Source organism: Azohydromonas lata NBRC 102462, assembly GCF_001571085.1.
Classification (GTDB): Bacteria; Pseudomonadota; Gammaproteobacteria; order Burkholderiales; family Burkholderiaceae_C; genus Azohydromonas; species Azohydromonas lata.
Window position 1 is genome coordinate 1 of sequence record NZ_BCTC01000010.1, and the last position, 26055, is coordinate 26055.

The window sequence follows — 26055 nt, forward strand, 5'->3', positions numbered from 1 at the left end:
TCTGGGTCACGCCCGAAGGGGGCGGCGGGCCCAACTACGTGGGCATGTGACGAGCACGTGAGCGCGGCAGCCGCCGCGCTCCGGCCACCGGGGGCGGTTGTCGCAAGACGCCAGACCCTTTGTCTTTTTGCGACAGCCCCGGCCGCGGCGCGGGGGCACGCTGATACACTTCGGCCCGCCAGGAGAGAGCCCCTTGAACGTGGGGCCGCCGAAGGCGCAGGGGTTCAATTTGGCCCCGAACGCTCAGGCAAAAGGACTGGCAAGCGCTCCGTCACCGGAGCGACACCTCACTGGAGAGAGACTGCGCCCGCTACGGGGCTTGCAGTCCACCGAAGGGGCAAGCGCAGTGGCATCCTCGAAACAAGGGGCCCTCGCCAATCTCTCAGGTAAAGCGGACAGCGGGGGCAACCAGCACCACCCTCACCGGTGGAAGCCCGCCCTTGGGAGACCTGCCATGACCGCTCCGACCGCCGCCACGCCCGCCGACGCCTCGTCCACCCCCGCCCTGCAGCGCACGCCGCTGCACGCGCTGCACCTGGAGCTGGGCGCGCGCATGGTGCCCTTCGCCGGCTACGAGATGCCGGTGAGCTACCCGGCGGGCATCCTGGCCGAGCACCGGCATTGCCGCGAGGCGGCGGCGCTCTTCGACGTCTCGCACATGGGCCAGGTGCGGCTGGTGGGCGACGACGCGGCGCTGGCGCTGGAATCGCTGGTGCCCGTGGACGTGCTGGACCTGCCCGTGGGCCGCCAGCGCTACGGCTTCTTCACCAACACGGCCGGCGGCATCCTGGACGACCTGATGGTCGCGCGCCGCCCCAGTGACCTGTTCATGGTCATCAACGCCAGCCGCAAGGACCACGACCTGCAGCTCATGCGCACGCAGATCGGCCACCGCTGCCAGGTCATCTCCATGCCCGAGCGCGCGCTGCTGGCGCTGCAAGGCCCGCTGGCCGTGCAGGCCCTGGCCAAGCTGGACGCGGGCGTGGCGGCGCTGACCTTCATGGGTACGGGCACGTTCACGCTGGCGGGCGCCGAATGTTTTATTAGCCGCAGCGGTTACACCGGTGAGGACGGTTTCGAGATCTCCGTGCCGGCCGAAGCCGCCGAGGCGCTGGCCAAGGCGCTGCTGGCCATGCCGGAAGTCAAGCCCGCCGGCCTGGGCGCGCGCGACACGCTGCGCCTGGAAGCGGGCCTGTGCCTGTACGGCCACGACATCGACGAGGAGACCACCCCCGTCGAAGCCGCCCTCACCTGGGCCATCCAGAAGGTGCGCCGCGCGGGCGGCGCGCGGGCCGGCGGCTACCCCGGCAGCGCGGCCATCGAGGCGCAGCTCGCCAACGGCGCGCCGCGCAAGCGCGTGGGCCTGCTGGGCCTGGAGCGCGCCCCGGTGCGCGAGGGCGCACCCGTGCTCAACGCCCAGGGCGAGCGCGTGGGCAAGGTCACCAGCGGCACGCTGTCGCCGCAGCTCGGCAAGCCCATCGCCATGGCCTATGTGGACAAGGCCTGCGCCGTGCCGGACGCCGAGATCTCGGCCGAAGTGCGCCTGAAGCCGCAGCCCATGCGCGTGGTGGCCATGCCCTTCACGCCGCACCGCTACCACCGCGGCTGACACGCCCGTCCTCCCCACGCGCCGGCCACCGAGACGTTCCAGGCCAGCCGGCGCGTACCGCCTTTCACCGTTTCGTTTTTCAACCCGGCGCCCAACAGTGCGCCGCCCCGTCCAGGAGAGTCGCCCATGACCACCAAGTACACGCCCGACCACGAGTGGATCAACATCGAGGACCACGATGCCGCCGTGGTGGGCATCACGCACCACGCGCAGGACGCGCTGGGCGACGTGGTGTTCGTCGATCTGCCTGAAGTCGGCAAGACCTTCGCCAAGGGCGACGTCGCGGGCGTGGTGGAGTCCGTCAAGGCCGCCGCCGACATCTACATGCCCGTGAGCGGCGAGATCGTCGAGGTCAACGAGGAGCTGCGCAACCAGCCCGACCTGGCCAACTCTGACCCGCTGGGCAACGGCTGGTTCTTCAAGGTGCGCATTACCAACATGGCCGAGTTCGACGACCTGATGGACCCGCCGGCCTACGACGCGCTGCTCAAGGCCGAGTGATCCCCCAGGCCGGCGCTGGCGCCTCACCAGGCACGCCCCGGCCGCCGCGCGGCAAGCCTCTTGCCGCGCTGAAAACGCAGTTCCCGCGGCGCCCGCCTTTCCTCCCGCGTCCGCATCCCTACCCCTCTTGTGCCCTCCGCGACCATGCCTGCTACCTTCCCTTCGCTGGCCGAGCTCGAAAACACGTCCGAATTCGTTTTCCGCCACATCGGCCCGGAGCCGCATGAACAGGAGCGGATGCTGTCGGTGATCGGCGCCGCTTCGCGCCGCGCGCTGGTCGAGGCCGTGATGCCGCGCAACATCGCCCGCGGCAAGCCCATGGCGCTGCCCGCGCCGGCCACCGAGGCGCAGGCGCTGCTGGAGCTGCGCGACATCGCCTCGCGCAACCGCGTCCTCAAGAGCTTCATCGGCCAGGGCTACCACGGCACGCTCACGCCCACGGTCATCCTGCGCAACGTGCTGGAGAACCCGTCCTGGTACACGGCCTACACGCCCTACCAGGCCGAAATCTCGCAGGGCCGCATGGAGGCGCTGCTGAACTTCCAGACGATGATCACGGACCTCACGGCCCTGGACATCGCCAACTCGTCCATGCTGGACGAGGCCACCGCCGCCGCCGAGGCCATGACGCTGGCCATGCGCGTGGGCAAGAGCAAGAGCACGCGCTGCTTCGTCGCCGACGACGTGCTGCCGCAGACGCTGCAGGTCATGCAGACCCGCGCCCAGCCGCTGGGCATCGAGATCGTCACCGGCCCGGCCGAATCCGCCGGCGAGCACGACTGCTTCGCCGCCCTCTTCCAATACCCCGGCGTCACCGGCCGCGTGCGTGACCTGAAGCCGCTGGCCGACGCCGTGCACGCCCGCGGCGGCCAGGTCATCGTCGCCGCCGACCTGCTGGCGCTGACGCTGCTGAAGGCGCCGGGCGAGCTGGGCGCCGACATCGCCGTGGGCAGCACGCAGCGCTTTGGCATGCCCATGGGCTGCGGCGGCCCGCACGCCGCCTACATGGCCACGCGCGACGCGGCCAAGCGCTCCATGCCCGGCCGCCTGGTGGGCGTGAGCGTGGACGCCCAGGGTGCGCCCGCGCTGCGCCTGGCGCTGCAGACGCGCGAGCAGCACATCCGCCGCGAGAAGGCCACCTCCAACATCTGCACCGCGCAGGTGCTGCCCGCCGTGGTGGCGAGCATGTACACCGTCTACCACGGCCCCGAGGGCTTGAAGCGCATCGCGCGCCGCGTGGCGGCCTACGCCGGCATCCTGGCCGCGGGCCTCAAGCAACTGGGCTTCGCGCTCGGCAACGAAGAGGCTTTCGACACCCTGCACGTGCTCACGGGCGAGCGCACCGCCGGGCTGCTGGCCGCCGCCGAGGCCGCGGGCATGAACCTGCGCCGCGCCAGCGCTGACTCGCTGGGCATCACGCTGGACGAGACCACCACCCGCGCCGAGCTGCAGGCGCTGTGGAAGGTGTTCGCGGGCGAACAACCCGTGCCCACCTTTGCCGACTTGGAGCGCAGCGCCCCGCTGCTGCCCGCGGCGCTGGCGCGCGAGAGCGCCTTCCTGACGCACCCGGTGTTCAACACCCACCACAGCGAGACCGAAATGCTGCGCTACCTGCGCGGCCTGTCGGACAAGGACCTAGCGCTGGACCGCAGCATGATCCCGCTGGGCTCCTGCACCATGAAGCTCAACGCCACCAGCGAGATGATTCCCATCACCTGGCCGGCCTTCGCCCACGTGCACCCCTTCGCGCCGGCCGACCAGCTCGAAGGCTACAAGCTGCTGGACGAGCAACTGCGCGAGTGGCTGTGCCAGGCCACGGGCTACGCCGGCATCAGCCTGCAGCCCAACGCCGGCTCGCAAGGCGAGTACGCCGGGCTGCTGGCCATCCAGGCCTGGCACGCCTCGCGCGGCCAGAGCCACCGCGACGTCTGCCTGATCCCCGAATCCGCCCACGGCACCAACCCGGCCAGCGCCGGCATGGTCAACATGAAGGTGGTGGTCGTGAAGTGCGACGCCATGGGCAACGTGGACCTGGCCGACCTGCGCGCCAAGTGCGAAGCGAACTCGCAGAAGCTCGCGGCCATCATGATCACCTACCCCTCCACCTACGGCGTCTTCGATCCGCAGGTCAAGTCGCTGTGCGCCCTGGTGCACGAGCACGGCGGCCGGGTGTACGTGGACGGCGCCAACATGAACGCGCTGGTGGGCCTGGCGGCGCCGGGCGAGTTCGGCGGCGACGTGAGCCACCTGAACCTGCACAAGACCTTCTGCATCCCGCACGGCGGCGGCGGCCCGGGCGTGGGCCCGGTGTGCGTGGTGGAAGACCTCGTACCCTTCCTGCCCGGCAAGCCGGGCGGCGCGGAAGCCGGCAACGGCGTGGGCCCCGTCTCCGCGGCGCCGCTGGGCAACGCGGCGGTGCTGCCCATCAGCTGGATGTACATCCGCATGATGGGCGCTGAGGGCCTGACGGCCGCCACCGAGACGGCCATCCTCTCGGCCAACTACGTGGCCGCTCGCCTGTCGCAGCACTACGACATCCACTTCAGCGGCGGCGTGGACGGCATTCAGGGCGGCGGCGTCGCCCACGAGTGCATCCTGGACCTGCGCCCGCTCAAGGACAGCTCCGGCGTCACCGCCGAGGACGTGGCCAAGCGCCTGATCGACTACGGCTTCCACGCGCCCACGCTGTCCTTCCCCGTGGCCGGCACGCTGATGGTGGAGCCCACCGAGAGCGAGCCGCTGGTGGAGCTGGACCGCTTCTGCGACGCGATGATCGCCATCCGCCAGGAGATCGCGCAGGTCGAGTCCGGCGCCCTGCCGCGCGAGGACAACCCGCTGAAGAACGCCCCGCACACGGCGCAGTCGCTGCTCAAGGCCGAGTGGGCGCACGGCTACACCCGCGAGCAGGCCGCCTACCCGGTGGCCGACCTGCGCGGGCGCAAGTACTGGGCGCCGGTGGGCCGCGTGGACAACGTGCACGGCGACCGCAACCTGTTCTGCACCTGCCCGCCCACGGCGTCCTACGAGGACTGAACGGGCGGTGAACCGGGGCGCGCGGCGCACGCGCGCCCCCCGACGCGTGAAGGAGTCAAGCCATGGCGGTATCGGTGTTCGACCTCTTTCGCGTCGGCATAGGCCCAAGCAGCTCGCACACGGTGGGGCCCATGCGCGCGGCGCGGCTCTTCACGGAGCGGCTGCGCAAGGAGGGCCAACTGGAGCGCACGGCGCAAATCCAGTGCGACCTCTACGGGTCGCTCGGCGCCACCGGCAAGGGCCACGGCAGCGACAAGGCCGTGCTGCTGGGCCTGGCCGGCCACGACCCGGAGACGGTGGACGTGGACGCCGTGCCGGCGCTGCTGCAGCGCTTCAAGCACGAGGAACGCTTGCCGCTGGGCGGCAGCCATCCCGTGGCCTTCACTGCCGCGGACCTGCGTTTCCACCGCACCGAAACACTTCCCTTCCACGCCAACGGCATGACGCTGCGGGCGCTGGACGCGGCGGGCGCGACGCTCATGGAGCGCACTTACTACTCGGTGGGCGGCGGCTTCGTCGTCAGCGAGGAAGTGGCGGCCGACGGCAGCCGCCACCGCAGCATCGCGCCGGACACCACGGTGCTTCCTTACCCCTTCCACAGCGGCGCGGAGCTGCTGGCGCTGTGCGCGCGCGAGGGCGTGGGCATCGCCGAGCTGATGCGGCGCAACGAGCGCCATTGGCGCAGCGACGCGGACATTGACGCCGGGCTGCTGCACATCTGGCGCGTGATGCAGGCCTGCGTGGAGCGCGGCTGCCGCACCGAGGGCGTGTTGCCCGGCGGCTTCAAGGTGCGCCGCCGCGCGCCGGAGCTTTACCGGCAGCTCGCCGCGCAGGACGCCGCGGGCGGCAGCGGCGACCCGCTGGCCGTGATCGACTGGGTGAACCTCTTCGCCCTGGCGGTGAACGAGGAGAACGCCGCGGGCGGGCGCGTGGTGACGGCGCCGACCAACGGCGCGGCCGGCATCGTGCCGGCGGTGCTGCATTACTACCGGCGCTTCGTCCCGGGCGCGACGGACGCGGGCGTGGTGGACCTCCTGCTCACGGCCGGCGCAATCGGCATGCTCTACAAGGAAAACGCCAGCATCTCCGGCGCCGAAGTCGGCTGCCAGGGAGAAGTCGGCGTGGCCTGTTCCATGGCCGCCGCGGGCTTGTGCGCAGTGACGGGCGGCAGCCCGGCGCAGGTGGAGAACGCGGCGGAGATCGCCATGGAGCACCACTTGGGCCTGACCTGCGACCCGGTGGGCGGGCTGGTGCAAATCCCGTGCATTGAGCGCAACGCCATCGCCTCGGTGAAGGCCATCAATGCCGCACGCATGGCGCTGCGCGGCGACGGCACACACCACGTCAGCTTGGACAAGGTCATCAAGACCATGCGCGAAACCGGCGCGGACATGCTGACCAAATACAAGGAAACGGCGCGCGGGGGTTTGGCGGTCAATATCGTGGAATGCTGAAGCTATAAAACACCAGCGTTCGGCAATCCATTTCGAATTCAAGCCTGCCGGCCAGCAGGACGCGCGGCCCAAGCTGAAGCCCGCGCGGAAAGCCGGCGGCACAGGCCCCTGATCGTTCAACAGGTGTCATGCACGTGGCCGGCGCCGCCGCGCACTCAATGCCGCGGCAGGCGCTGCTCCAGCGCGGCGCGCACCTCGGCGACGTGGTCACCGACGCGGGCAACGAGCTCGCGCAGCTCGTCTTCGCTGCAGCTCAATTCCCGGCTCCAGTAGCGCAGCTCGACCGGGTCCATGGTGTTGACGCGGCCGGGGTCCAGCGGATGGAAACCTTCGGGGGTGTGCGCGGTGTGCATGCTTTGTCTCCTACCCCGGTGCGGGCCGCGATGGCGGCCTGCAGATGCACCGGCTGGAGACCAGCTTCGCGCGGCGCTATGAGGAGCGCCTTGAGCTGGCTCAGGCCGTCGGCCGCTTGCGTGCGGCCAACGGTGACAAGGGGTTAACGCTTCTGGTCAAAGCGGCGGGCGCGGCCGCCGACGCGCCGGTCATGTCCCAGCGGTGCAATGTAGAAAGGCTCGAACTTGCGGCCCTTGTCGGCGCTGTCGGTGCCTTCGAACAGCGGATCAGCAGGCTTGCGATCAGCGGGACGGTGTTGGGCGGCGTGCTTCGTCATGGTTGCTACGTCAATGCGTCCACGAGGACGGTGCAGCAACAACGCAGCAATCTGAGGACCGGATGACAGCCCCATGCAAGTTTTTAAGAAAGCAAGGGTTTCCACCTAGAAACTTGCGTCCACCCCCGCAAACATGTGACCGGCCGGGGTGCTGACGCCCCGGATGCCTGCACTTTTTACTGACTGCCTGGAGGCTGAACACTTCAACGAGCTGGGACAGCGCTGTCCCCAAGGAATCAAGAAATCAGGTTTCACAACCCGCTCCCCGGACAGAAACCTGTCCACCTCGGCGCCGATAATTTGGACACGGTGCATGAATCGTGCTCGCAACTTCGGATAGCGCTATCCCAAAAGATGCGCGACTATAACAAAGCCCAGGGGTAAACACCGACATGAACAAGCTCAGACGCCGCGCCACGGGCCGCATCACGCTGGACGAGGTGTCCGCCGCCGCGGGCGTGAGCCCCATCACCGCCTCGCGTGCGCTGCGTGGCCAGCGCAGCGTGGACCCGGCGCTGGTGGAGCGGGTGCGCGAGGCGGCCGAGCGCTTGGGGTACGTGCCCGACCCCGCGGCACGGGCGCTGGCCTCCGCGCGCAGCTCGCAGGTGGTGGTGCTGGTGCCCATGCTGAGCAATGCCCTCTTCGTGGACCTGCTGGAAGCCGTGCACGCCACGCTGCTGCCCGCGGGCTACCAGACGCTCATCGGCATGACGCACTACGACCCCGCCGAGGAGGAACAGTTGCTGCGCGGCTACATGGCGCACCGCCCGGCCGGTCTGCTGCTCACGGGCTTCGACCGCACGGAGGGCAGCCGCAAGCTGATCGAGGCCAGCGGCGTGCCCTGCGTGCACATGATGGAAACGGCCGAGGCGCCGGGCGTGTTCAGCGTGGGCTTCTCGCAGGCGGCGGCCGGCTACGCCATGACGCGCCACCTGGTGGAGCGCGGGCGGCGGCGCGTGATGTTCCTGGCCGCGCAACTGGACCCGCGCACGCTGCAGCGGCTGCAGGGCTACCGCGACGCGCTGCGCGGCGCGGGGCTGTACGACGAATCGCTGGAGTTGCTGGATCCGCGCCGCTCCTCCATGGCGCTGGGGGCGGCGCTTTTCGAGCGGGCACTGGGCGAGCACGGCGACGCCGATGCCCTCTTCTGCTGCAACGACGACCTGGCCCAAGGCGCGCTGCTGGCCGCGCTGCGCCTGGGTGTGTCCGTGCCGCAACGCGTGGCCGTGGCCGGTTTCAATGACCTGGCCGGCAGCGACCAGATGCTGCCGCCGCTGACCACCGTGCACACGCCGCGCGTGGAGATCGGCCAGCAGGCCGCGGCCATGCTGCTGCGCCTCATGCAGGGCCAGGAGGTGCCGCGCGCCGCGGTGGACGTGGGCTGCACGCTGGTGGTCCGCGGCAGCACCTGAAAGCGCGGTGTAACGGGCACGGGCGGCCTGCGCAGGAATGCGGTTACGTCCGCCGTCACGACTGGAAAACCTGGGTTGTTGGCAACGGCCGGGCCCTTTATGTTGCGGGCTCCCTGTTGCCCAAGGGTCCAAGCCAGGCCCAACCCGGTCCGCGCCAGGCGCGGCCGAAGGAGTGAACCACGTGTCGACTTCCCCGCAACGCTCCCCGTCTCAACGCAGTCCACGCTCGGCCGTGGCCCAGGCCGCCGACGCCACCATCCGCCAGGCCCGCGCCCCGCATGCCGCGTTGGGTGTGCCGGTGCTCGACCGCCCGGCTTCGGCCAACGAGCCCCATGCCGCCGGCACCGGCGCGGCCACCACGCTGGACGAGGTGATCAACGGCTGGGGCGAGAGCACCATGCGCGAACAGTTGCGCTGGCACTTTTCGACGCTCCATGCGGTGCTCAGCGGCGCGCAGCAGTTGGGCCAGGCGCAGGCCGAGCTCAGCCGGCAGATCCAACAGCGCCTGGAGCAACTGGAAGGCCAGTTGCACAACGCCCGCAACCTCAGCGAGCTGGCCACGGTGCAGGCCGCCCTGGCGCATGCGGACTTCGACGCCGTGATGCGCTTTTGCCACCGCCTCACCGAGCTGGGCACCCATCAACTGCTGCAGGTCTGGCAGGCCACCGGCAACGGCCTGGTGCGGCTGCAAAGCGCGTGCTGGGAATCGGCGCTGAACTGGTGCCGGCTGCAGACCTACTTCGGCGGCGACTCCGACATGTTCCAGGCCGAGGTGGAGCACGTGCTCAGCCCAATGGCCGCCAGCCCGCTGGTGTGGCCTGCGCAGGAGGCCGCGCGGCAGGCGGCGCAAATGGCCAGCCAAATGGCCAGCCAAATGGCCAACCAGATGACCAGCCAGATGTCAGGCAGCCCCTGGGGTGACTGGTTCAACTGGTCCGGCCGCTTCGCCGACGCCAGCCGCTCGCTGCTCAACGGCGGCCAGCCCAAGCCGCACTGACGCGGCGGCGGATTCGTCCTCCCAATGAAAAACCGGCCCTGCGGCCGGTTTTTTTCTTGGGGGGCTGGTCGGAGGCGGCGGCCGCGGCCTCAGCGCGGTGCGGCGGCCGGGATGGGCGCAATGGGCAGCACCACGTCGCCGCACTGCGCGCGGTGGCGCAGCACGTGGTCCATGACCACCAGCGCCAGCAGCGCCTCGGCAATGGGCGTGGCGCGTATGCCGACGCAGGGGTCGTGGCGGCCGAAGGTCTGCACCGTGGAGGGGTTGCCGGCGCGGTCTATGGACGCGCGCGGCGTGCGTATGGAGCTGGTGGGCTTGATGGCGATGGAGACCACGAGGTCCTGCCCCGTGCTCACGCCGCCCAACACGCCGCCGGCGTGGTTGCTGAGGAAGCCCTCGGGGGTGAGTTCGTCGCCATGCTCGGAACCGCGCTGCGCGACGCTGGCAAAACCGTCGCCGATCTCCACACCCTTGACGGCGTTGAGGCCCATCATGGCGTGGGCGATGTCGGCATCGAGCCGGTCGTACAGCGGCTCGCCCAGGCCCGCGGGCACGCCCTGCGCGATGACGCTGATGCGCGCGCCTATGGAGTCGCCGTCGCGGCGAAGCTGGTCCATCTGCTCTTCGAGCTGCGCGACGATGCTGGCGTTGGGCGCGAAGAAGGGGTTGTTGGGGATGTGCTCGAAGCCCTCGAACGGGATGTCGGTGGCACCCAGCGCCGACATCCAGCCGATGAAGCGCATGCCGTACTTCTGCTGCAGCCACTTCTTGGCCACGGCGCCGGCGGCAACCGTGGGTGCGGTCAGCCGCGCCGAGGAGCGGCCGCCGCCGCGCGGGTCGCGCACGCCGTACTTGCGCCAGTAGCTGTAGTCGGCGTGGCCGGGGCGGAAGGTGTCGAGCAGGTTGCCGTAGTCCTTGCTGCGCTGGTCGGTGTTGCGTATGAGCAGGCAGATGGGCGCACCGGTGGTCTGGCCCTCGTACAGGCCGGAGAGGATTTCGACGGCGTCCGGCTCGTTGCGCTGGGTGACGTGGCGCGAGGTGCCGGGGCGGCGGCGGTCGAGCTCGGCCTGGATGTCGGCCTCGCTGAGTGCCAGGCCGGGCGGGCAGCCATCGATCACGCAGCCGATGGCCGGGCCATGGCTTTCGCCGAAGTTCGTGACGCGGAAGAGTTCGCCAAGGGTGCTGCCGGACATGCTGGTGCGCTGCTGCGAAAAGAGAGCCAAAGAAAAAGGGCCCGCTCGCGCGGGCCCTGCATTGTGACAGCCGGGCCGATGGAATCAGGCTGCAGGCTGCTGCGGTGCGGCTTCGGCCACGCCCTCTTCCTCGGCCGGCCAGTCGCGGATGTAGGCCTTGAGCATGCGGTTTTCGAAGTCCTGGCTGTCCACCACGGCCTTGGCCACGTCGTAGAAGGAGATCACGCCCATGAGGGTGCGGTGGTCCAGGATGGGCATGTAGCGGGCGTGGCGCTGCAGCATCATGCGGCGCACTTCGTCTATGGGCGTGGCGGGCGTGCAGGTCAGCGGGCAGTCGTCCATCACGCTGCGCACGGTGGCGTCTTCGAGCTTACCCTTGGTGCGCACCACGGCCTGGATGGCCTCGCGGAAGGTCAGCATGCCCACGACATCGCCATAGCTCATCACCACCAGCGAGCCGATGTCGTGCTCGGCCATGGTTTGCAGCGCCTGCGCCAGGGTGGCGTCAGGCGAGACGGTGAAGAGGGCATTGCCCTTGACGCGAAGGATGTCGCTGACCTTCATGAATATCCCCAAATAGCAAAGAAAAAACAGACTGTGGACAACATATCACAGGCCATCGCGCAATCCCTTATGTGCCGTCACGCTGGTCGCAGCGCGCGCAACATCTCACTTACCAGGGCAGACAGGTCGTAGCGCGGGCGCCAGCCCCAGTCGGCGCGGGCGGCCGAGTCGTCAATGGACGCGGGCCAGCCCTCGGCAATGGACTGCCGGAAGTCCGGCTCGCAGCGCAGCGTGAAGCCGGGCAGGTGGCGCGCGATCTCGTCGGCGATGTCGCGCGGCGTGAAGCTCATGCCGGCCAGGTTGTAGGCGCGCCGCTCGCGAATGCTGGAGGCCGGTGCGGCCATGAGCTCCAGCGTCGCGCGCAGGGCGTCGGCCATGTACATCATGGGCAGCGCCTGGTCCTCGCGCAGGAAGCAGGTGTAGTGCTTGTCGGCCAGAGCGGCATGGAAGATTTCCACAGCGTAGTCGGTGGTACCGCCGCCGGGCGGTGTTTTCCAACTGATGAGGCCAGGAAAGCGCAGGCAACGCACGTCCACGCCATGGCGGCGGTGGTACCACGCGCACCAGCCCTCTCCCGCCAGCTTGGAGATGCCGTAGACGGTGTCCGGCTCCATCACCGTGTGCTGCGGCGTGAGGTGCTTGGGGGTGGAAGCGCCGAAGGCGGCGATGGAGCTGGGCCAGAACACGCGCTGCAGCGGCAGCGTGCGCGCCAACTCCAGCACGTTGAGCAGGCTCTTCATGTTGAGGTCCCAGGCCCAGGTCGGGTGCTGCTCGCCGCGCGCCGAAAGCGCTGCGGCCAGCAGGTAGACCTGCGTGACGCCATGGCGGCGCGCCACCTCGGCCAGCGCAGCGGCATCGGTGACGTCCAGCACCTCGTGCGCCACGCCGTGGACGCGGCCGGCGGGCGCGAGGTCGGACGACACCACCGCCTGCCGCCCATGGGCCTGCACGAGCGCCTCGACCAGCTCGCTGCCTATCTGCCCGTTGGCGCCTATGACGAGAACTTTCATGGCTGCGCTCATGCCACCAGCCCAAGCTCGCGTCCGGCCTGCCGGAAGGCCGCGACGGCCTGCTCCAGGTCGGCGCGCTCGTGCGCGGCGCTGAGCTGCACGCGTATGCGCGCCTGTCCCTGCGGCACCACGGGGTGGAAGAAGCCGACCACGTACACGCCCAGCTCCAGCATGCGCGCGGCCAGCGCCTGTGCCTTGGGTGCGTCGTAGACCATGATGGGAACGATGGGGTGGCTGCCCGGCTTGAGGTCGAAGCCGCAGCGCGCCATGGCCTCGCGGAACCAGCGCGCGTTGTCCATGATCTTTTCGCGCAGCCCGCTGCCCTGCTCCAGCAGCTCCAGCACGGCCAGCGACGCGCCCACGATGGCCGGGGCGAGCGAGTTGGAGAACAGGTAGGGGCGCGAGCGCTGCCGCAGCAGCTCGACGATCTCGCGGCGGCCGCTGGTGAAACCGCCCGACGCGCCGCCCAGCGCCTTGCCCAGGGTGCCGGTGATCAGGTCCACCCGCGCCACGCCGTCCACCAGCAGCCCGCGCAACTCGTGCGTGCCGCGGCCGCTTGGGCCGACGAAGCCGGTGGCGTGGCTGTCGTCCACGCCCAGCAGTGCGCCATGGGCATCGCACAGCTCGCGCATGCGGTGGAGCTGCGCGACGCTGCCGTCCATGGAGAACACGCCGTCGGTGAAGGCGAGCACGAAGCGGGCGCCGTCCTCGCGCGCCTGGCGCAGGCAGCGCTCCAGGTCGGCCATGTCGTCGTGCGCGTAGCGGTAGCGGCGCGCCTTGCACAGGCGTATGCCGTCTATGACGGAGGCGTGGTTGAGTGCGTCGCTGACGATGGCGTCCTCTTGCGTGAACAGCGGCTCGAACAGCCCGCCGTTGGCGTCGAAGGCCGCCGCGTAGAGGATGGTGTCTTCCATGCCCAGGAAGCGCGACAGCCGCGCCTCCAGCGTCTTGTGCTGGTCTTGCGTGCCGCAGATGAAGCGCACCGAGCTCATGCCGTAGCCGTGCGTGTCCATGGCCTGCTGCGCGGCGCGGACGACGGCCGGATGGGCGCTCAAGCCCAGGTAGTTGTTGGCGCAAAAGTTCAGCACTTCGCGCCCGTCGGCCAGGCGCACGCGCGGCCCCTGCGCGCCGGCAATCACCCGCTCCTGCTTGAACAAGCCCGCGCTTTGCAAGCCTTGCAGCTCGCGGGCGATGAAGGCATTGAATTCCTCGCTGGCATTCATGGACTGCGCTCCTTCGCGGCCGCGGTGGCCGCGCATCGCGCACACCGTAATCGCTTGGCGGCTGGCGCGCAGCAGAGGAAGCGCGAGCCGCCTTGCCGCGGCGCGGGCGTTCAGCGCAGCAGCTCTTCCAGCGACATCGCTTCCACGCCGGCGTGCATCCTGAAAGCCTGCGCCTCGGTACAGGGCTCCAGCAGCAGCCGGTCGATGAGCGGCGCGGCCGGCGTGCGGCCGGGGTCGCACAACAGCACCATGCGCTGCGCGCCGCCCTCCTCCAGGCGGCCTATCCAATCCAGTTCCGCCAGCGTGTCGAGCACCGGCTCCAGGCGCAGCGGGTCCACGCCCAGCGCCTGCGCCAGCGCCGGCTGCGAGCGCCCGGGATGGCCTTCGCGTTGGGCAGCCACCAACTCGCGCAGCAGGCCCAGCGCCAGCGCAAAGGGCTGGCCGACGCCGCTGGGCAGCCGTGCCGTGCGCTGCGCGAGGCTTTGCGCGCTGGCGGCGATCACGGCCCCGATCAGGACGATGGACCAGCCGGCATAGACCCAGACCAGCAGGATGGGCACGGTGGCAAAGGCACCGTAGACGGCCGAGAAGGTCGGCACCTTGCTGAAGTACCAGCCGATGAGGTCCTTGGCCAGCTCAAAGCCGAGCGCGACGAACAGCCCCCCGGCAAAGGCATGCCGCCAGCGCACCAGGGTATTGGGCACGTAATGGAACAGCGCGGCCATGGCCGTGACCAGCAGGCCGAACTCCACGGCGTTGAGCAGCAGGCTCACGCCCCACGGGGGCGCGTGCACCCAGCCTTGAGAGGCGGACAGCGCGTAGGACGTGACGGACAGGCTCACGCCCAGCACCAGCGGCCCAAGCGTGATGGCGGCCCAATAGACCAGCACGCGCTGGCCGATTGGGCGCGGGCGGCGCACGGCCCAAATGGCATTGAGCGCGCGGTCTATGGTGAGCATGGTCGTGATGGCCGTGACACCCAGCAGCACCAGGCCCACGCCGCTCAGGCGCCGGGCCTTCATGGCGAACTGCGTGAGCTGCGACAACACTTGGCGCGAGATCGTCTCCGGCACCAAGGCCTGCAAGAAATACTTTTCCACGGCAGCCTGGAAGGCACCGAACACGGGAAAGGCCGAGAACAGCGCGAAGGCCATGGTCGTCAGCGGCACCAGCGCCAGCAGCGTGGTGAAGGTGAGGCTGCTGGCGGTCAGGCTGAGCTTGTCTTCGCGAAAGCGCTGCCGCAAGGTCAGGAAAGTGTCGCGCCACGGCCAATGCAGCAGCGTTTGCCACGCCGCCAGGCACCGGCCGCGCCAGCGGGCGGAGGGGTGTTTCATCAACACTATGATGCCAAACATGTCGATTGAATCTGACTTCAACACGTTGCCACCCGTGGTGCGCAACACGCGCAACCTGGCCGTGGCCTGCCTGCTCGGCCTCATCGCGCTGGGCCTGGCCTGGGAGCTGTGGCTCGCGCCCACCGGTCGCGGCACGCTGGCACTCAAAGTGCTGCCGCTGACCATTCCCCTGGCCGGACTGCTCAAGCGGCGCATGTACACCTACCGCTGGGTGAGCCTGCTGGTGTGGATCTATTTCGCGGAAGGCGTGGTGCGCGCCACCAGCGAGCCGCCTCCGGGCGCGTGGCTGGCGCTGATCGAGGTCTTGCTGTGCCTGCTGTTGTTCATCTCGTGCGCCGTCCACGTGCGTTGGCGCCTGAAGAACGCTCCCGCCACTGAAGGAAAGTCGTCATGAGCGTGGAATTTCTGGATGCCCTGCGCGCCGCCCTGGGCGCGGACCACGTGCTGTGCAAGGGCGACCTTTCAGCTTATGAGCAAGACTGGCGCAAGCGCGCGCGCGGCAAGGCGCTGGCCGTGGCCCGCCCGGCCGACACGGCCCAGGTCGCCACCGTGCTGCGCCTGTGCGCCCAACATGGCGTGACGGTGGTTCCCCAGGGCGGCAATACCGGCCTGGTGGTGGGCAGCGTGCCCGACGCCACCGGCCGCCAGTTGCTGCTGAGCCTGCGCCGCATGCACCGCGTGCGCTCGCTGGACACGGCCAACCTCACGATGACGGTGGACGCCGGCTGCGTGCTGCAGGCGGTGCAGGAGGCCGCCGCGGCGCAAGGCCTGCTGTTCCCGCTGAGCCTGGCTGCCGAGGGCAGCGCCACCATTGGCGGCAACCTTGCCACCAACGCCGGCGGCACGCAGGTGCTGCGCTACGGCAACGCGCGCGAGCTGTGCCTTGGGCTGGAAGTGGTCACGGCGCAAGGCGATATCTGGGACGGCCTCAGCGGCCTGCGCAAGGACAACACGGGCTACGACCTGCGCGACCTGTTCATCGGCAGCGAGGGCACCTTGGGCGTCATCACCGCTGCCACGGTGAAGCTGTTTCCGCAGCCCGCCGCACGCACCACGGCCATGGCCTCCTGCGCCTCCATGGAGCTGGCGGTGGCGCTGCTCAAGTCAGCCCGCCACAAGCTGGGCGCGGGCCTCACGGGCTTCGAGGTGATGGGCCGCTTCGCGCTGGACCTGGTGGCGCGCCACTTCCCCGAGTTGCCGCGACCCCTGCCCGGCGCCGCCTGGACGGTGCTGCTGGAGCAAAGCGACGAGGAAAGCGAGGCGCACGCGCAGGAGCGCTTCGAGGCCCTGCTGGCCGCCGCGCTGGAGGACGGGCTGATCGAGGACGCCGCCGTGGCGCAAAACCAGTCGCAGTCCAAGGCGATGTGGCATGTGCGCGAGTCCATTTCGCTGGCGCAGGCGCAGGAGGGCTTGAACATCAAGCACGACATCTCGCTGCCCGTCTCCAGCATCCCCGCCTTCTGCACGCAGGCCGACGCGGCGCTGCAGTCGGCCTACCCTGGCGTGCGCATCGTCAACTTCGGCCATTTGGGCGACGGCAACCTTCACTACAACGTGCAGGTGCCGCAAGGCGGCGACGGGGCAGCCTTCCTGCGCGACCACGAGCCGGGCGTGAACAAGGTCGTGTTCGACGCCGTGCAGGCCTTCGACGGCAGTTTTTCCGCCGAGCACGGCATAGGCTCGCTCAAACGCGAGGAGATGGAGCAACGCAAATCGCCCACCGCGCTGGCCTTGATGAAAGCGATCAAGCAGGCACTCGACCCCCAAGGCCTGCTCAACCCGGGCCGCGTGCTCTGAGCGGCAACGGCCCCAAAAACACCAAACCCGGCCAAGAGCCGGGTTTGCAATTGGAGCCCGCCCCTTGGGCCACGCCGCCGATTACTGCAGCGGCTCCTTGAGCGCCTTGGGGATGGGCAGCGGCAGCACGTCAATGCCCTCCTCGGCCAGCTCCGCAGCCTGGTCGGCGCTGGCTTGGCCGCGGATGCCGCGGTTGGGCGCGTCGCCGTAGTGCATGCGGCGGGCCTCGTCAGCGAAGCGCTCGCCCACGTCCTCGGTATTGGCCATGACGTGGCGAACGGCTTGCACCCACAAGGCCTGGAGTTGCTTGGCTTCCGGCGTGAGCGCCGGGCTTTCCGCCGGCGGCTTGGGCTGCTGCGGTGCGGGCTCGCGCGCGTTGGAGAGGTTGAGCCGCGGCGCGCTGGGCAGCCGGCTCACCTGCTTGCTGCCGCACAGCGGGCATTCCACCAGGCCGCGCTCGTGCTGGCTGGCGAAATCGTCTTCCGAACCAAACCAGCCTTCAAAGCCATGGCTGTGTTCGCAGCGCAGATCAAGCACCTTCATGCGCGGAATTATCGTCGTCGGACAGCTTGGGAGCGGGTTGCCAGTCCAGTGACCACAACTTTTGCCGCAACTTGTTGAGCCAGAGCAGGCCAATAAGCGTCTTGGCGTCGCTCAGCTCGCCGCGGGCGGCCAGGGCATCGAGCTCGTCCTCGGTCATCAAAACGACGTCGAGATGCTCGCCGTGGTCCAGGGACGCGTCGCCCTCGTGCAGGCCGCGGGCAAAGAAAAGGTGGATGACTTCGTCGGAATACGCGGCGGCGTTGTGTATGGGGCCGGCGTAGGCCCATTCGTCGGCGCAGTAGCCGGTTTCCTCGGTGAGCTCGCGCACGGCGGTGTGCAGCGGCGGCTCGCCCGGGTCGATCTTGCCGGCCGGGAATTCCAGGATCACTCGCTGCAGCGGGTAGCGGAACTGGCGCTCCAACACCAGGCGCCCGTCGTCCAGGATGGGCACCACCACGGAGGCGCCGGGATGGCAGATGTATTCGCGACCCGTTTCGTGCCCGCCGGGCAGCCGCACCTGGTCGCGCTGAACCTTCAGGAAGTTGCCCTCGAACACCCGCTCCGAATGGAGCCGGTGTTCGCGCAGGTGATCGTCTTCAGCCATGGTGATGCCGCCTCAGGTAACGCCAGACGAAGCCCGGGAAAGCCAGCGTCAGGAACAGGCAGCCCAGCGCGGCGTAGAACTCCCAGCCCTGCGGGTAGATCTGGCCGATGCGGGCCTCCAGCAGGCGGCCCAGCCCAAGCGTGAGCAGCGCCAGGAGCAGCAGCTCCAGCAAGCGCCACCCAAAGGCCTTGGGAGCACGCCGCGGCCCCACCAGGAACAGCCGCTCGGTGAGAAACGGCAGGTTGGCGCTGACCACGGCGGCCAGCAGCACCAGACCTACTTCGGCGCCGTGGCTCATGACAGCCTCAAGCTCAGGTGGCCAGTGCCTTGACGATGGCGTCGCGGCACAGGCCCATCAAACCGCTGGGCAGCAGGCCCAGGGCCAGCACGGCGGCGCCGTTGATGGCCAACAAGGCGCGGGCACCGGCGGGGCCGACGATCTGCACGCTCTCGGTGGGCTCGTCGAAGTACATGACCTTGACGACGCGCAGGTAGTAGAAGGCGCCGATCAGCGACAGCACCACCGCCACCACGGCCAGCGTGATGTAGGCCGGGTCGTTGGTCGTGATCAGCGACTGCAGCACGGCCAGCTTGGCGTAGAAGCCCACCGTCGGCGGGATGCCGGCCAGCGAGAACATGACGATCAGCATGACGCCGGCCATCCAGGGGCTGCGCTTGCCCAGGCCCGCGAGGTCCTTGATCTCCTCGGCTTCGAAGCCCTGGCGTGCCAGCAGCATGATGAGGCCGAAGCTCGCCAGCGTGGTGAGCACGTAGGTGATCAGGTAGAACAGCGCGGAGCTGTAGCCGTTGGCCGCGGAGACGGTGTTGCCACCGACGACCGTGGGCGTCAGGCCCAGCAGCATGAAGCCCAGTTGCGCGATGGTCGAATAGGCCAGCAGGCGCTTCAGATTGGTCTGCGCGATGGCGGCCAGGTTGCCGATCACCAGCGAGGCCACGGCCAGGACGATCAGCATCTGCTGCCAGTCGCGGGCCAGGCCGTTCATGCCTTCGTGCAGCAGCCGGATGGTGATGCCGAAGGCCGCCAGCTTGGGCGCGCCGGCGATGAGCAGCGTCACGGCCGTCGGAGCGCCCTGGTACACGTCAGGCACCCACATGTGGAAGGGCACCACGCCGAGCTTGAACGCCAGGCCGGCGACGATGAACACCAAGCCGAAGGTCAGCACGTCTCGGTTGGCGCGGCCCGCCTGGATGACGTCGAAGACACCGCCGATTTCCAGCGTGCCGGTGGCGCCGTACATCATGGACATGCCGTACAGCAGGAAGCCGCTGGCCAGCGCGCCCAGGACGAAGTACTTCATGGCCGCCTCGGTGGAGACGGCATGGTCACGCCGCAGCGCCACGAGGGCGTACAGCGACAGCGTCATCAGCTCCAGGCCCAGGTACACCACCAGGAAGTTGTTGGCCGAGAGCATGACCAGCACGCCCAGCAGCGACAGCATGGACAGCGAGAAGAACTCGCCCTTGAGCATTTCGCGCGCGCCGATGTAGGGCTGCGCGTAGGCCAGAGTGGCCATCAGCGTCAGCGTGGCGCACACGGCCAGCAGCCGGCCCATGGGGTCGGCCACGACCATCTGCTGCATGCCGTACATGCTGGTGAGCCCGGTCTTGAGCTCCTCGGCATGCATCATGGCCTGGAGCTGGTCGACCTGGATGAAGGCCACCACCGCCAGCGACAGTTGCGCCAGCCAGAAGGTCGGACGGCGTTGTTCGTCCTTGACGAACAGGTCCGCCAGCGCGACCACGCAGGCCATCACCAGCAGCACGATTTCGGGCTGGACGACCAGCCAGTTCATCGGATTCATGTAGTAAGACTCCCCGTGCGGCTCAGTTCGGCTTGGCGGCGGTTTCCACCTTGACGGCTTCCGCGGCGACGGCGGCTTCCAGCTTGGTGGTGTCGGCGGCAGCGGCGGCAGCTTCCAGCTTGGAGGCGCTGACGTGCGTCAGCAGCCCGTTCACGGACACGTGCATGGTGTCGGTGAAGGGCTTGGGATACAGGCCCATCCACAGCGTGGCGGCAGCCAGCACCGCCAGCATGCTGAACTCGCGCAGGTTGATGTCGGTGAGCGTGCGCACGTTGTCGTTGGTCACGTCGCCGAAGTAGACGCGCTTGAACATCCACAGCGTGTAGGCGGCACCCGAGATCAGCGCGGTGGCGGCCAGCATGCCCAGCCAGAAGTTGGCCTTGACCGTGCCCAGGATCACCATCCACTCGCCCACGAAGCCGCCGGTGCCCGGCAGGCCGCAGTTGGCCATGGAGAACAGCAGCGCGAAGGCGGCGAACTTGGGCATGGTGTTGACCACGCCACCGTAGGCCGAGATCTCACGCGAGTGCACGCGGTCGTACAGCACGCCGATGGAGAGGAACATGGCGCCGGAGACGAAGCCGTGGCTGATCATCTGCACCAGGCCGCCGGAGACGCCCAGCTCGTTGAAGATGAAGAAGCCCAGGGTCACGAAGCCCATGTGCGCGATGGACGAGTAGGCCACCAGCTTCTTCATGTCGTTCTGCACCAGGGCCACCAGGCCGATGTAGATGACGGCCGTGAGGCTCAGGGCGATGATCACCCAGGCGTACTCGCGGGCCGCATCCGGCGCGATGGGCATGGAGAAGCGCAGGAAGCCGTAGGCGCCGAGCTTCAGCATGATCGCGGCCAGGACGACGGAGCCGCCGGTGGGCGCTTCCACGTGCGCGTCAGGCAGCCAGGTGTGCACCGGCCACATCGGCACCTTCACCGAGAAGGCGGCGAAGAAGGCAAAGAACAGCAGCGTCTGCGCCGTGATGGGCAGGGGCAGCTTGTGCCAGTCCAGGATGTTGAAGCTGCCGCCGCTCTTGTAGTACAGGTAGATCAGCGCCACCAGCATCAGCAGCGAGCCGGCCAGCGTGTACAGGAAGAACTTGAAGGCCGCGTACACCCGGCGCGGGCCGCCCCACACGCCGATGATGATGTACATCGGGATCAGCGTGGCTTCGAAGAAGACGTAGAACAGCAGGCCGTCCAGCGCCGAGAACACGCCGATCATCAGGCCGGAGAGGATCAGGAACGCGCCCATGTACTGGTTCACGCGCTCGGTGATCACTTCCCAGCCCGCGATCACGACGATCACGGTGATGAAGGCCGTCAGCGGGACGAACCACAGCGAGATGCCGTCCACGCCCAGGTGGTAGAACACATTGAAGCGTTCGATCCAGGGTGCGCGCTCGACGAACTGCATCGCGGCGGTGGCCGCGTCGAAGTGGGCAAGCAGCGGCAGCGTCACCAGGAAGCCCGCTATGGAGCCCAGCAGTGCCAGCCAGCGAACCGTGTTCGCCTGCTCATCCCGTCCCAAAGCCAACAACACGGCGCCGACCACGACCGGCAGCCAGATGGCAACACTCAACAATCCCATCGTTATTCTCCGCCCCGCTTATCAACGGCCGAACAGGCCAGTCAGCTGGGGCCACAGCTGCCACGTCATCAGCCCGAACACACCCAGGATCATGACCAGCGCATACCAGTAGAGGTAGCCGGTCTGCACCAAGCGCACGAGGCCCGCAATGCCACCGACAGCCTTGGCCGAGCCGTTGATGATGGCGCCGTCGATGATGGCCTGGTCGCCAGCCTTCCACAGGCCCTTGCCCAGCAGGCGAGCGCCGGCGGCGATCACGTGCTCGTTGAAGGCGTCCATGTAGTACTTGTTGTCCAGGATGCGGTAGATCGGACCGGCGGCGCGCTTGATGGCGGCCGGGATCGCGGGCGCAACCATGTAGAACACGTAGGCGGTCACCACACCGGCCAGGGCCAGGATGAAGGGCAGCGAGGTCAGCGCGTGCGAGGCCATGCCCATGGCGCTGTGGAACTCGTGAGCCAGCTCTTCCATCGCCGGGTGCTTTTCCAGGTCGATGAAGATGGCGTCCTTGAAGAAGTCGCCATAGAGCAGCGGCTCGATCGTCAGGTAGCCGATGATCACCGACGGGATGGCCAGCAGCAGCAGCGGCAGCGTCACGACCAGCGGCGACTCGTGCGGCTTCTGGCCCGGGGCCAGGCCATGGTGGTGGTCGTCGTGGTGGTCGGGCTCTTCGTCGCTGTGGTGGTCACCGTGGTGGTGCTGGCCAAAGCGCTCCTTGCCGTGGAAGACTAGGAAGTACATCCGGAAGGAATAGAAGGCGGTCACGAACACGCCGGCGATGACGGCGAAGTAGGCGAAGCCGGCACCGGGCAGGCTGGAGGCGTGGACGGCCTCGATGATGCTGTCCTTGGAGTAGAAGCCCGAGAACAGCGGCGTGCCGATCAGCGCCAGGGAACCCAGCAGCGAGGTGATCCAGGTGATGGGCATGTACTTGCGCAGGCCGCCCATGTTGCGGATGTCCTGGTCATGGTGCATGCCCATGATCACGGAGCCCGCGCCCAGGAACAGCAGCGCCTTGAAGAACGCGTGCGTCATCAGGTGGAACACGGCCACCGAGTAGGCGGAAGCGCCAAGCGCCACGGTCATGTAGCCCAGCTGCGACAGCGTCGAGTACGCCACCACGCGCTTGATGTCGTTCTGGATGATGCCCAGGAAGCCCATGAACAGCGCCGTGATCGCACCGATGACCATCACGAAGTTCAGCGCGGTGTCCGACAGCTCGAACAGCGGCGACATGCGCGTGACCATGAAGATGCCAGCCGTCACCATGGTGGCGGCGTGGATCAGCGCGGAGATGGGCGTGGGGCCTTCCATGGAGTCAGGCAGCCACACGTGCAGCGGGAACTGCGCGCTCTTGCCCATCGCGCCGATGAACAGGCAGATGCAGGCCACCGTCAGCAGGTTCCAGCTCTCGTGCACAGGCAGCGCCATGCCGGCCAGCTTCTCGCTCTGCTCGAACACCTCGCCGTAGTTCAGCGAGCCGGTGAAGGCCACCAGCAGGCCGATGCCCAGGATGAAGCCGAAGTCACCCACGCGGTTGACCAGGAAGGCCTTCATGTTGGCGAAGATCGCCGTGGGCTTGGTGTACCAGAAGCCGATCAGCAGGTAGCTCACCAGGCCCACCGCTTCCCAGCCGAAGAACAGCTGCAGGAAGTTGTTGCTCATGACCAGCATGAGCATGGAGAAGGTGAACAGCGAGATGTACGAGAAGAAGCGCTGGTAGCCCGGGTCCTCGTGCATGTAGCCGATGGTGTAGATGTGCACCATCAGCGACACGAAGGTCACCACGCACATCATCATCGCGGTCAGGCCATCGATGAGGAAGCCGACTTCCATCTTCAGATCACCGAGCGTCATCCACTCGTAGATCGTCTCGTTGAAGCGCGCGCCGGCGATGACGTCGCGCAGCACCATCGCGGAGATGATGAAGGAGATCAGCACCCCGAGGATGGTGATCAGGTGCGCGCCGCGGCGGCCAACGGCACGCCCGGCCAGGCCGGCCACGATGGAGCCCACCAGCGGTGCCAGGGGCACGGCCAGCAGCAGGTTCTTGGACAGTTCTGCAGACATTTGTTATGGCCTTCCCGCGTCAACCCTTGAGCGTGTCAAGCTCTTCCACCGCGATCGTCGCGCGGTTGCGGAACAGCACCACGAGGATCGCCAGGCCGATGGCCGACTCGGCGGCCGCCACCGTCAGGATGAAGAACACGAACACCTGGCCCGCCATGTCGCCCAGGAAGTGCGAGAAGGCGACGAAATTCAGGTTGACGGCCAGGAGCATCAGCTCGATGGCCATCAGCAGCACGATCAGATTGCGGCGGTTGAGGAAGATGCCGATCACCGACAGCGCGAACAGGATCGCGCCCAGCGACAGGTAATGCCCCAGCGTGATGGAACCGAGATTCATGCCTTGCCCTCCTCCGCGGCGTTCTTGTTCTGCACCACCGGCTGCATCTGCACGATGCGCAGGCGGTCGCCCTTCTTCACACGCACTTGCTCAGACGGATTGAGGTAGCGCGAATCCTTGCGGCGGCGCAGCGTCAGCGCGATGGCGGCGACGATGGCCACCAGCAGCAGCACGGCTGCGATCTGCAACGGGTACAGGTAGTTCGTGTAGATCGCGATGCCCAGCAGCTTGGTGTTGCCCATCTCGGCCAGCTTGGGGTCCAGCGCAGGCGCATCGGGCACGTTGAAGCCGCTGGTGAGCACCAGCGCCATTTCCAGCGCGATGAGCGCGCCCACCAGGCCGGCAATCGGGAAGTGCTTCCAGAAGTTGTGGCGGAAGGCGTCGGTGTTGATGTCGAGCATCATCACCACGAAGAGGAACAGCACCATGACGGCGCCGACGTACACCAGCACCAGCGTGATGGCGAGGAACTCGGCCTTGAGCAGCATCCACACGCACGAGGCGCTGAAGAAGGCCAGCACCAGGTAGAGCGCGGAATGCACCGTGCTGCGCGCCGTGATGACGGCAAAGGACGCCAGCAGCAGCACCGCGGCGAAGAGGTAGAACAGAGCGATCGTGGTCATGTCGTAGGACGCTTGAGACACGCGGGCACGCGGCCGCCTTCACGCATGCGCGGGGCACGCGGTTACAGCGGGCCGCGCAGGCCGTCAGCGGTAGCGGGCGTCGGCCTCCTTGTTGGCTGCGATCTCGCGCTCGTAGCGGTCACCGACCGCCAGCAGCATGTCCTTCGTGTAGTAAAGGTCGCCGCGCTTTTCGCCGTGGTACTCGAGGATGTGCGTCTCGACGATGGAGTCCACCGGGCAGCTTTCCTCACAGAAGCCGCAGAAGATGCACTTGGTCAGGTCGATGTCGTAGCGCGTGGTGCGGCGGCTGCCGTCCTCGCGAACGTCCGACTCGATGGTGATGGCCATGGCCGGGCACACCGCCTCGCACAGCTTGCAGGCGATGCAGCGCTCTTCGCCGTTCTCGTAGCGGCGCAGGGCGTGCAGGCCGCGGAAGCGCGGGCTCAGCGGCGTCTTTTCCTCGGGGAACTGGACCGTGATGGTCTTGGAGAGGAAGTGGCGCCCGGTCAGCGCCATGCCCTTGAACAGCTCAAGCAGCAGGAAGCTAGAAAAGAAATCCTTGAGGGCAGACATGGCTCAGTTCCAGATGTTCCAGGGCGACTGGATCCACAGACCCACCACCAGCAGCCACACGAGGGTGACCGGGATGAAGATCTTCCAGCCCAGACGCATGATCTGGTCGTAACGGAAGCGGGGGAACGTGGCGCGGACCCACAGGAACATCGTCACCACGACGAAGACCTTGGCGGCCAGCCAGATCCAGCCCGGGATCCAGTTGAAGAAGACGCTGTCGATCGGGGACAGCCAGCCGCCGAGGAACAGGATCACGGCCAGCGTGGAGACCAGGATCATGTTGGCGTACTCGGCCAGGAAGAACATGGCGAAGCTCATGCCCGAGTACTCGATCATGTGACCGGCCACGATCTCGGACTCGCCTTCCACCACGTCGAACGGATGGCGGTTGGTCTCGGCCAGGCCGGAGATGAAGTACACGACGAAGATGGGCAGCAGCGGCAGCCAGTTCCACGACAGGAAGCTCAGGCCCATCTCGGCGAAGCGCCCACGGCCCTGCGACAGGACGACCTCGGTCATGTTCAGGCTGCCGGCCACCATGAGCACCACCACGAGACAGAAGCCCATGGCGATCTCGTAGCTCACCATCTGGGCCGAAGCGCGCAGCGCGCCCAGGAAGGCGTACTTCGAGTTCGAGGCCCAGCCGGCGATGATCACGCCGTACACCTCCAGCGAGGTGATGGCCATCAGGAACAGCAGGCCGGCGTTGACGTTGGCCAGGGCCACGTCAGGACCGAAGGGCACCACGGCCCAAGCGGCCAGGGCCGGCATGATGGTCATGACGGGGCCCAGGAAGAACAGGCCCTTGTTGGCAGCGGTCGGCCGGATGATCTCCTTGAACATCAGCTTGACCGCGTCGGCGATGGGCGTGAGCAGGCCGAAGGGGCCGACCCGGTTGGGGCCTGGACGGATCTGCGACCAGCCGATGGCCTTGCGCTCCCACAGCGTCAGGTAGGCCACGCAGCCCATGAGCGGCGCCACGACCGCGACGATCTTGATCAGCGACCACAGCACCAGCCACAAGGTTGGTGGCACGTTCGCGCTGCCGAATTGGTAGAGGGAATCAATCATCGCTTGGC

The 26055-nt window shown here is 68.0% G+C and carries 24 protein-coding genes, 1 pseudogene and 2 riboswitches; of the genes and pseudogenes, 9 read left to right on the forward strand and 16 right to left on the reverse strand.

What is annotated here, in order from left to right; all coding sequences use genetic code 11:
* Positions 1 to 169: 169 nt before the first annotated feature.
* A riboswitch (glycine riboswitch) is annotated at positions 170 to 269 on the forward strand.
* An 11-nt stretch (positions 270 to 280) separates the two neighbouring features.
* A riboswitch (glycine riboswitch) is annotated at positions 281 to 409 on the forward strand.
* A gap of 45 nt (positions 410 to 454) precedes the next feature.
* From gcvT to ALA01S_RS05655, 4 genes are all read left to right on the forward strand, one after another.
* Positions 455 to 1609 carry a glycine cleavage system aminomethyltransferase GcvT gene (gcvT, locus tag ALA01S_RS05640; protein ID WP_066333274.1) on the forward strand — a complete coding sequence of 385 codons (1155 nt, stop codon included), beginning with the start codon at positions 455 to 457 and terminating at the stop codon, positions 1607 to 1609.
* 126 nt (positions 1610 to 1735) lie between these two features.
* On the forward strand, positions 1736 to 2110 hold the full coding sequence (gene gcvH, locus ALA01S_RS05645; protein ID WP_066333276.1) for a glycine cleavage system protein GcvH: 375 nt from the start codon (positions 1736 to 1738) through the stop codon (positions 2108 to 2110).
* A 144-nt stretch (positions 2111 to 2254) separates the two neighbouring features.
* The gene (gene gcvP, locus ALA01S_RS05650) at positions 2255 to 5143 is read left to right on the forward strand and encodes an aminomethyl-transferring glycine dehydrogenase (protein WP_066333279.1); all 2889 of its coding nucleotides are present in this window, start codon (positions 2255 to 2257) and stop codon (positions 5141 to 5143) included.
* A 62-nt stretch (positions 5144 to 5205) separates the two neighbouring features.
* Positions 5206 to 6597: an L-serine ammonia-lyase gene (locus ALA01S_RS05655; RefSeq protein WP_066333280.1), complete on the forward strand. Its 1392-nt coding sequence runs from the start codon at positions 5206 to 5208 to the stop codon at positions 6595 to 6597.
* Between the two features lie 155 nt (positions 6598 to 6752).
* On the opposite strand, the gene ALA01S_RS05660 is transcribed toward ALA01S_RS05655, so the two are convergent.
* A complete protein-coding gene (locus tag ALA01S_RS05660) occupies positions 6753 to 6950 on the reverse strand; it encodes a DUF3606 domain-containing protein (RefSeq protein WP_066333283.1) in 198 nt (65 codons plus the stop codon).
* Positions 6951 to 6994: 44 nt separating this feature from the next.
* Between ALA01S_RS05660 and ALA01S_RS32595 the strand changes: the two genes are divergently transcribed.
* The 3 genes from ALA01S_RS32595 (at position 6995) to ALA01S_RS05670 (ending at position 9676) form a co-directional block, all read left to right on the forward strand.
* On the forward strand, positions 6995 to 7333 hold the full coding sequence (locus ALA01S_RS32595; protein ID WP_157118784.1) for a hypothetical protein: 339 nt from the start codon (positions 6995 to 6997) through the stop codon (positions 7331 to 7333).
* Between the two features lie 326 nt (positions 7334 to 7659).
* Positions 7660 to 8679: an HTH-type transcriptional regulator GntR gene (gene gntR, locus ALA01S_RS05665; protein ID WP_066333286.1), complete on the forward strand. Its 1020-nt coding sequence runs from the start codon at positions 7660 to 7662 to the stop codon at positions 8677 to 8679.
* Between the two features lie 181 nt (positions 8680 to 8860).
* Positions 8861 to 9676, forward strand: a complete 816-nt coding sequence (locus ALA01S_RS05670; RefSeq protein WP_157118785.1) for a hypothetical protein — start codon at positions 8861 to 8863, stop codon at positions 9674 to 9676.
* 89 nt (positions 9677 to 9765) lie between these two features.
* On the opposite strand, the gene aroC is transcribed toward ALA01S_RS05670, so the two are convergent.
* The 5 genes from aroC to ALA01S_RS05695 form a co-directional block, all read right to left on the reverse strand.
* Positions 9766 to 10869, reverse strand: coding sequence for a chorismate synthase (aroC, locus tag ALA01S_RS05675; RefSeq protein WP_066333493.1), 1104 nt, complete (start codon positions 10867 to 10869; stop codon positions 9766 to 9768).
* Between the two features lie 84 nt (positions 10870 to 10953).
* Positions 10954 to 11433 (reverse strand): CBS domain-containing protein, encoded by a 480-nt coding sequence (locus tag ALA01S_RS05680; protein ID WP_066333289.1) that lies wholly within the window; start codon positions 11431 to 11433, stop codon positions 10954 to 10956.
* Positions 11434 to 11510: 77 nt separating this feature from the next.
* Positions 11511 to 12443, reverse strand: coding sequence for an NAD-dependent epimerase/dehydratase family protein (locus ALA01S_RS05685; protein WP_373862976.1), 933 nt, complete (start codon positions 12441 to 12443; stop codon positions 11511 to 11513).
* Positions 12444 to 12451: 8 nt separating this feature from the next.
* Positions 12452 to 13666, reverse strand: coding sequence for a glycine C-acetyltransferase (gene kbl / locus ALA01S_RS05690; protein WP_066333294.1), 1215 nt, complete (start codon positions 13664 to 13666; stop codon positions 12452 to 12454).
* A gap of 110 nt (positions 13667 to 13776) precedes the next feature.
* A complete protein-coding gene (locus ALA01S_RS05695) occupies positions 13777 to 15000 on the reverse strand; it encodes a YihY family inner membrane protein (RefSeq protein WP_066333495.1) in 1224 nt (407 codons plus the stop codon).
* Between the two features lie 19 nt (positions 15001 to 15019).
* Between ALA01S_RS05695 and ALA01S_RS05700 the strand changes: the two genes are divergently transcribed.
* Both ALA01S_RS05700 and ALA01S_RS05705 read left to right on the forward strand, forming a co-directional pair.
* On the forward strand, positions 15020 to 15415 hold the full coding sequence (locus ALA01S_RS05700; protein ID WP_066333296.1) for a DUF2069 domain-containing protein: 396 nt from the start codon (positions 15020 to 15022) through the stop codon (positions 15413 to 15415).
* Positions 15412 to 16818 (forward strand): FAD-binding oxidoreductase, encoded by a 1407-nt coding sequence (locus ALA01S_RS05705; RefSeq protein ID WP_066333299.1) that lies wholly within the window; start codon positions 15412 to 15414, stop codon positions 16816 to 16818. Before ALA01S_RS05700 ends, ALA01S_RS05705 begins: the two co-directional genes overlap by 4 nt.
* Positions 16819 to 16899: 81 nt before the next feature.
* On the opposite strand, the gene ALA01S_RS05710 is transcribed toward ALA01S_RS05705, so the two are convergent.
* From ALA01S_RS05710 to nuoH, 10 genes and pseudogenes are all read right to left on the reverse strand, one after another.
* Positions 16900 to 17361, reverse strand: a complete 462-nt coding sequence (locus ALA01S_RS05710) for a DUF1178 family protein (RefSeq protein WP_066333306.1) — start codon at positions 17359 to 17361, stop codon at positions 16900 to 16902.
* Entirely contained in the window at positions 17348 to 17965 is a 618-nt protein-coding gene (locus ALA01S_RS05715; RefSeq protein WP_066333309.1) for an NUDIX domain-containing protein, read from the reverse strand. The genes ALA01S_RS05710 and ALA01S_RS05715 overlap by 14 nt, the downstream gene beginning before the upstream one ends.
* Positions 17958 to 18263: a DUF2818 family protein gene (locus ALA01S_RS05720; RefSeq protein ID WP_066333311.1), complete on the reverse strand. Its 306-nt coding sequence runs from the start codon at positions 18261 to 18263 to the stop codon at positions 17958 to 17960. The genes ALA01S_RS05715 and ALA01S_RS05720 overlap by 8 nt, the downstream gene beginning before the upstream one ends.
* 13 nt (positions 18264 to 18276) lie before the next feature.
* Entirely contained in the window at positions 18277 to 19788 is a 1512-nt protein-coding gene (gene nuoN, locus ALA01S_RS05725) for an NADH-quinone oxidoreductase subunit NuoN (RefSeq protein WP_066333314.1), read from the reverse strand.
* A 115-nt stretch (positions 19789 to 19903) separates the two neighbouring features.
* Positions 19904 to 21373 (reverse strand): annotated as a pseudogene (locus ALA01S_RS05730) (NADH-quinone oxidoreductase subunit M); the annotation flags it as partial.
* A 21-nt stretch (positions 21374 to 21394) separates the two neighbouring features.
* Positions 21395 to 23443 carry an NADH-quinone oxidoreductase subunit L gene (nuoL, locus tag ALA01S_RS05735; protein WP_066333316.1) on the reverse strand — a complete coding sequence of 683 codons (2049 nt, stop codon included), beginning with the start codon at positions 23441 to 23443 and terminating at the stop codon, positions 21395 to 21397.
* A gap of 19 nt (positions 23444 to 23462) precedes the next feature.
* The gene (nuoK, locus tag ALA01S_RS05740) at positions 23463 to 23780 is read right to left on the reverse strand and encodes an NADH-quinone oxidoreductase subunit NuoK (RefSeq protein WP_066333319.1); all 318 of its coding nucleotides are present in this window, start codon (positions 23778 to 23780) and stop codon (positions 23463 to 23465) included.
* Positions 23777 to 24403 carry an NADH-quinone oxidoreductase subunit J gene (locus ALA01S_RS05745; RefSeq protein WP_066333322.1) on the reverse strand — a complete coding sequence of 209 codons (627 nt, stop codon included), beginning with the start codon at positions 24401 to 24403 and terminating at the stop codon, positions 23777 to 23779. Before ALA01S_RS05745 ends, nuoK begins: the two co-directional genes overlap by 4 nt.
* An 84-nt stretch (positions 24404 to 24487) precedes the next feature.
* On the reverse strand, positions 24488 to 24976 hold the full coding sequence (gene nuoI / locus ALA01S_RS32600) for an NADH-quinone oxidoreductase subunit NuoI (RefSeq protein ID WP_066333325.1): 489 nt from the start codon (positions 24974 to 24976) through the stop codon (positions 24488 to 24490).
* A gap of 3 nt (positions 24977 to 24979) precedes the next feature.
* The gene (gene nuoH, locus ALA01S_RS05755; RefSeq protein ID WP_066333329.1) at positions 24980 to 26047 is read right to left on the reverse strand and encodes an NADH-quinone oxidoreductase subunit NuoH; all 1068 of its coding nucleotides are present in this window, start codon (positions 26045 to 26047) and stop codon (positions 24980 to 24982) included.
* Positions 26048 to 26055: the final 8 nt, after the last annotated feature.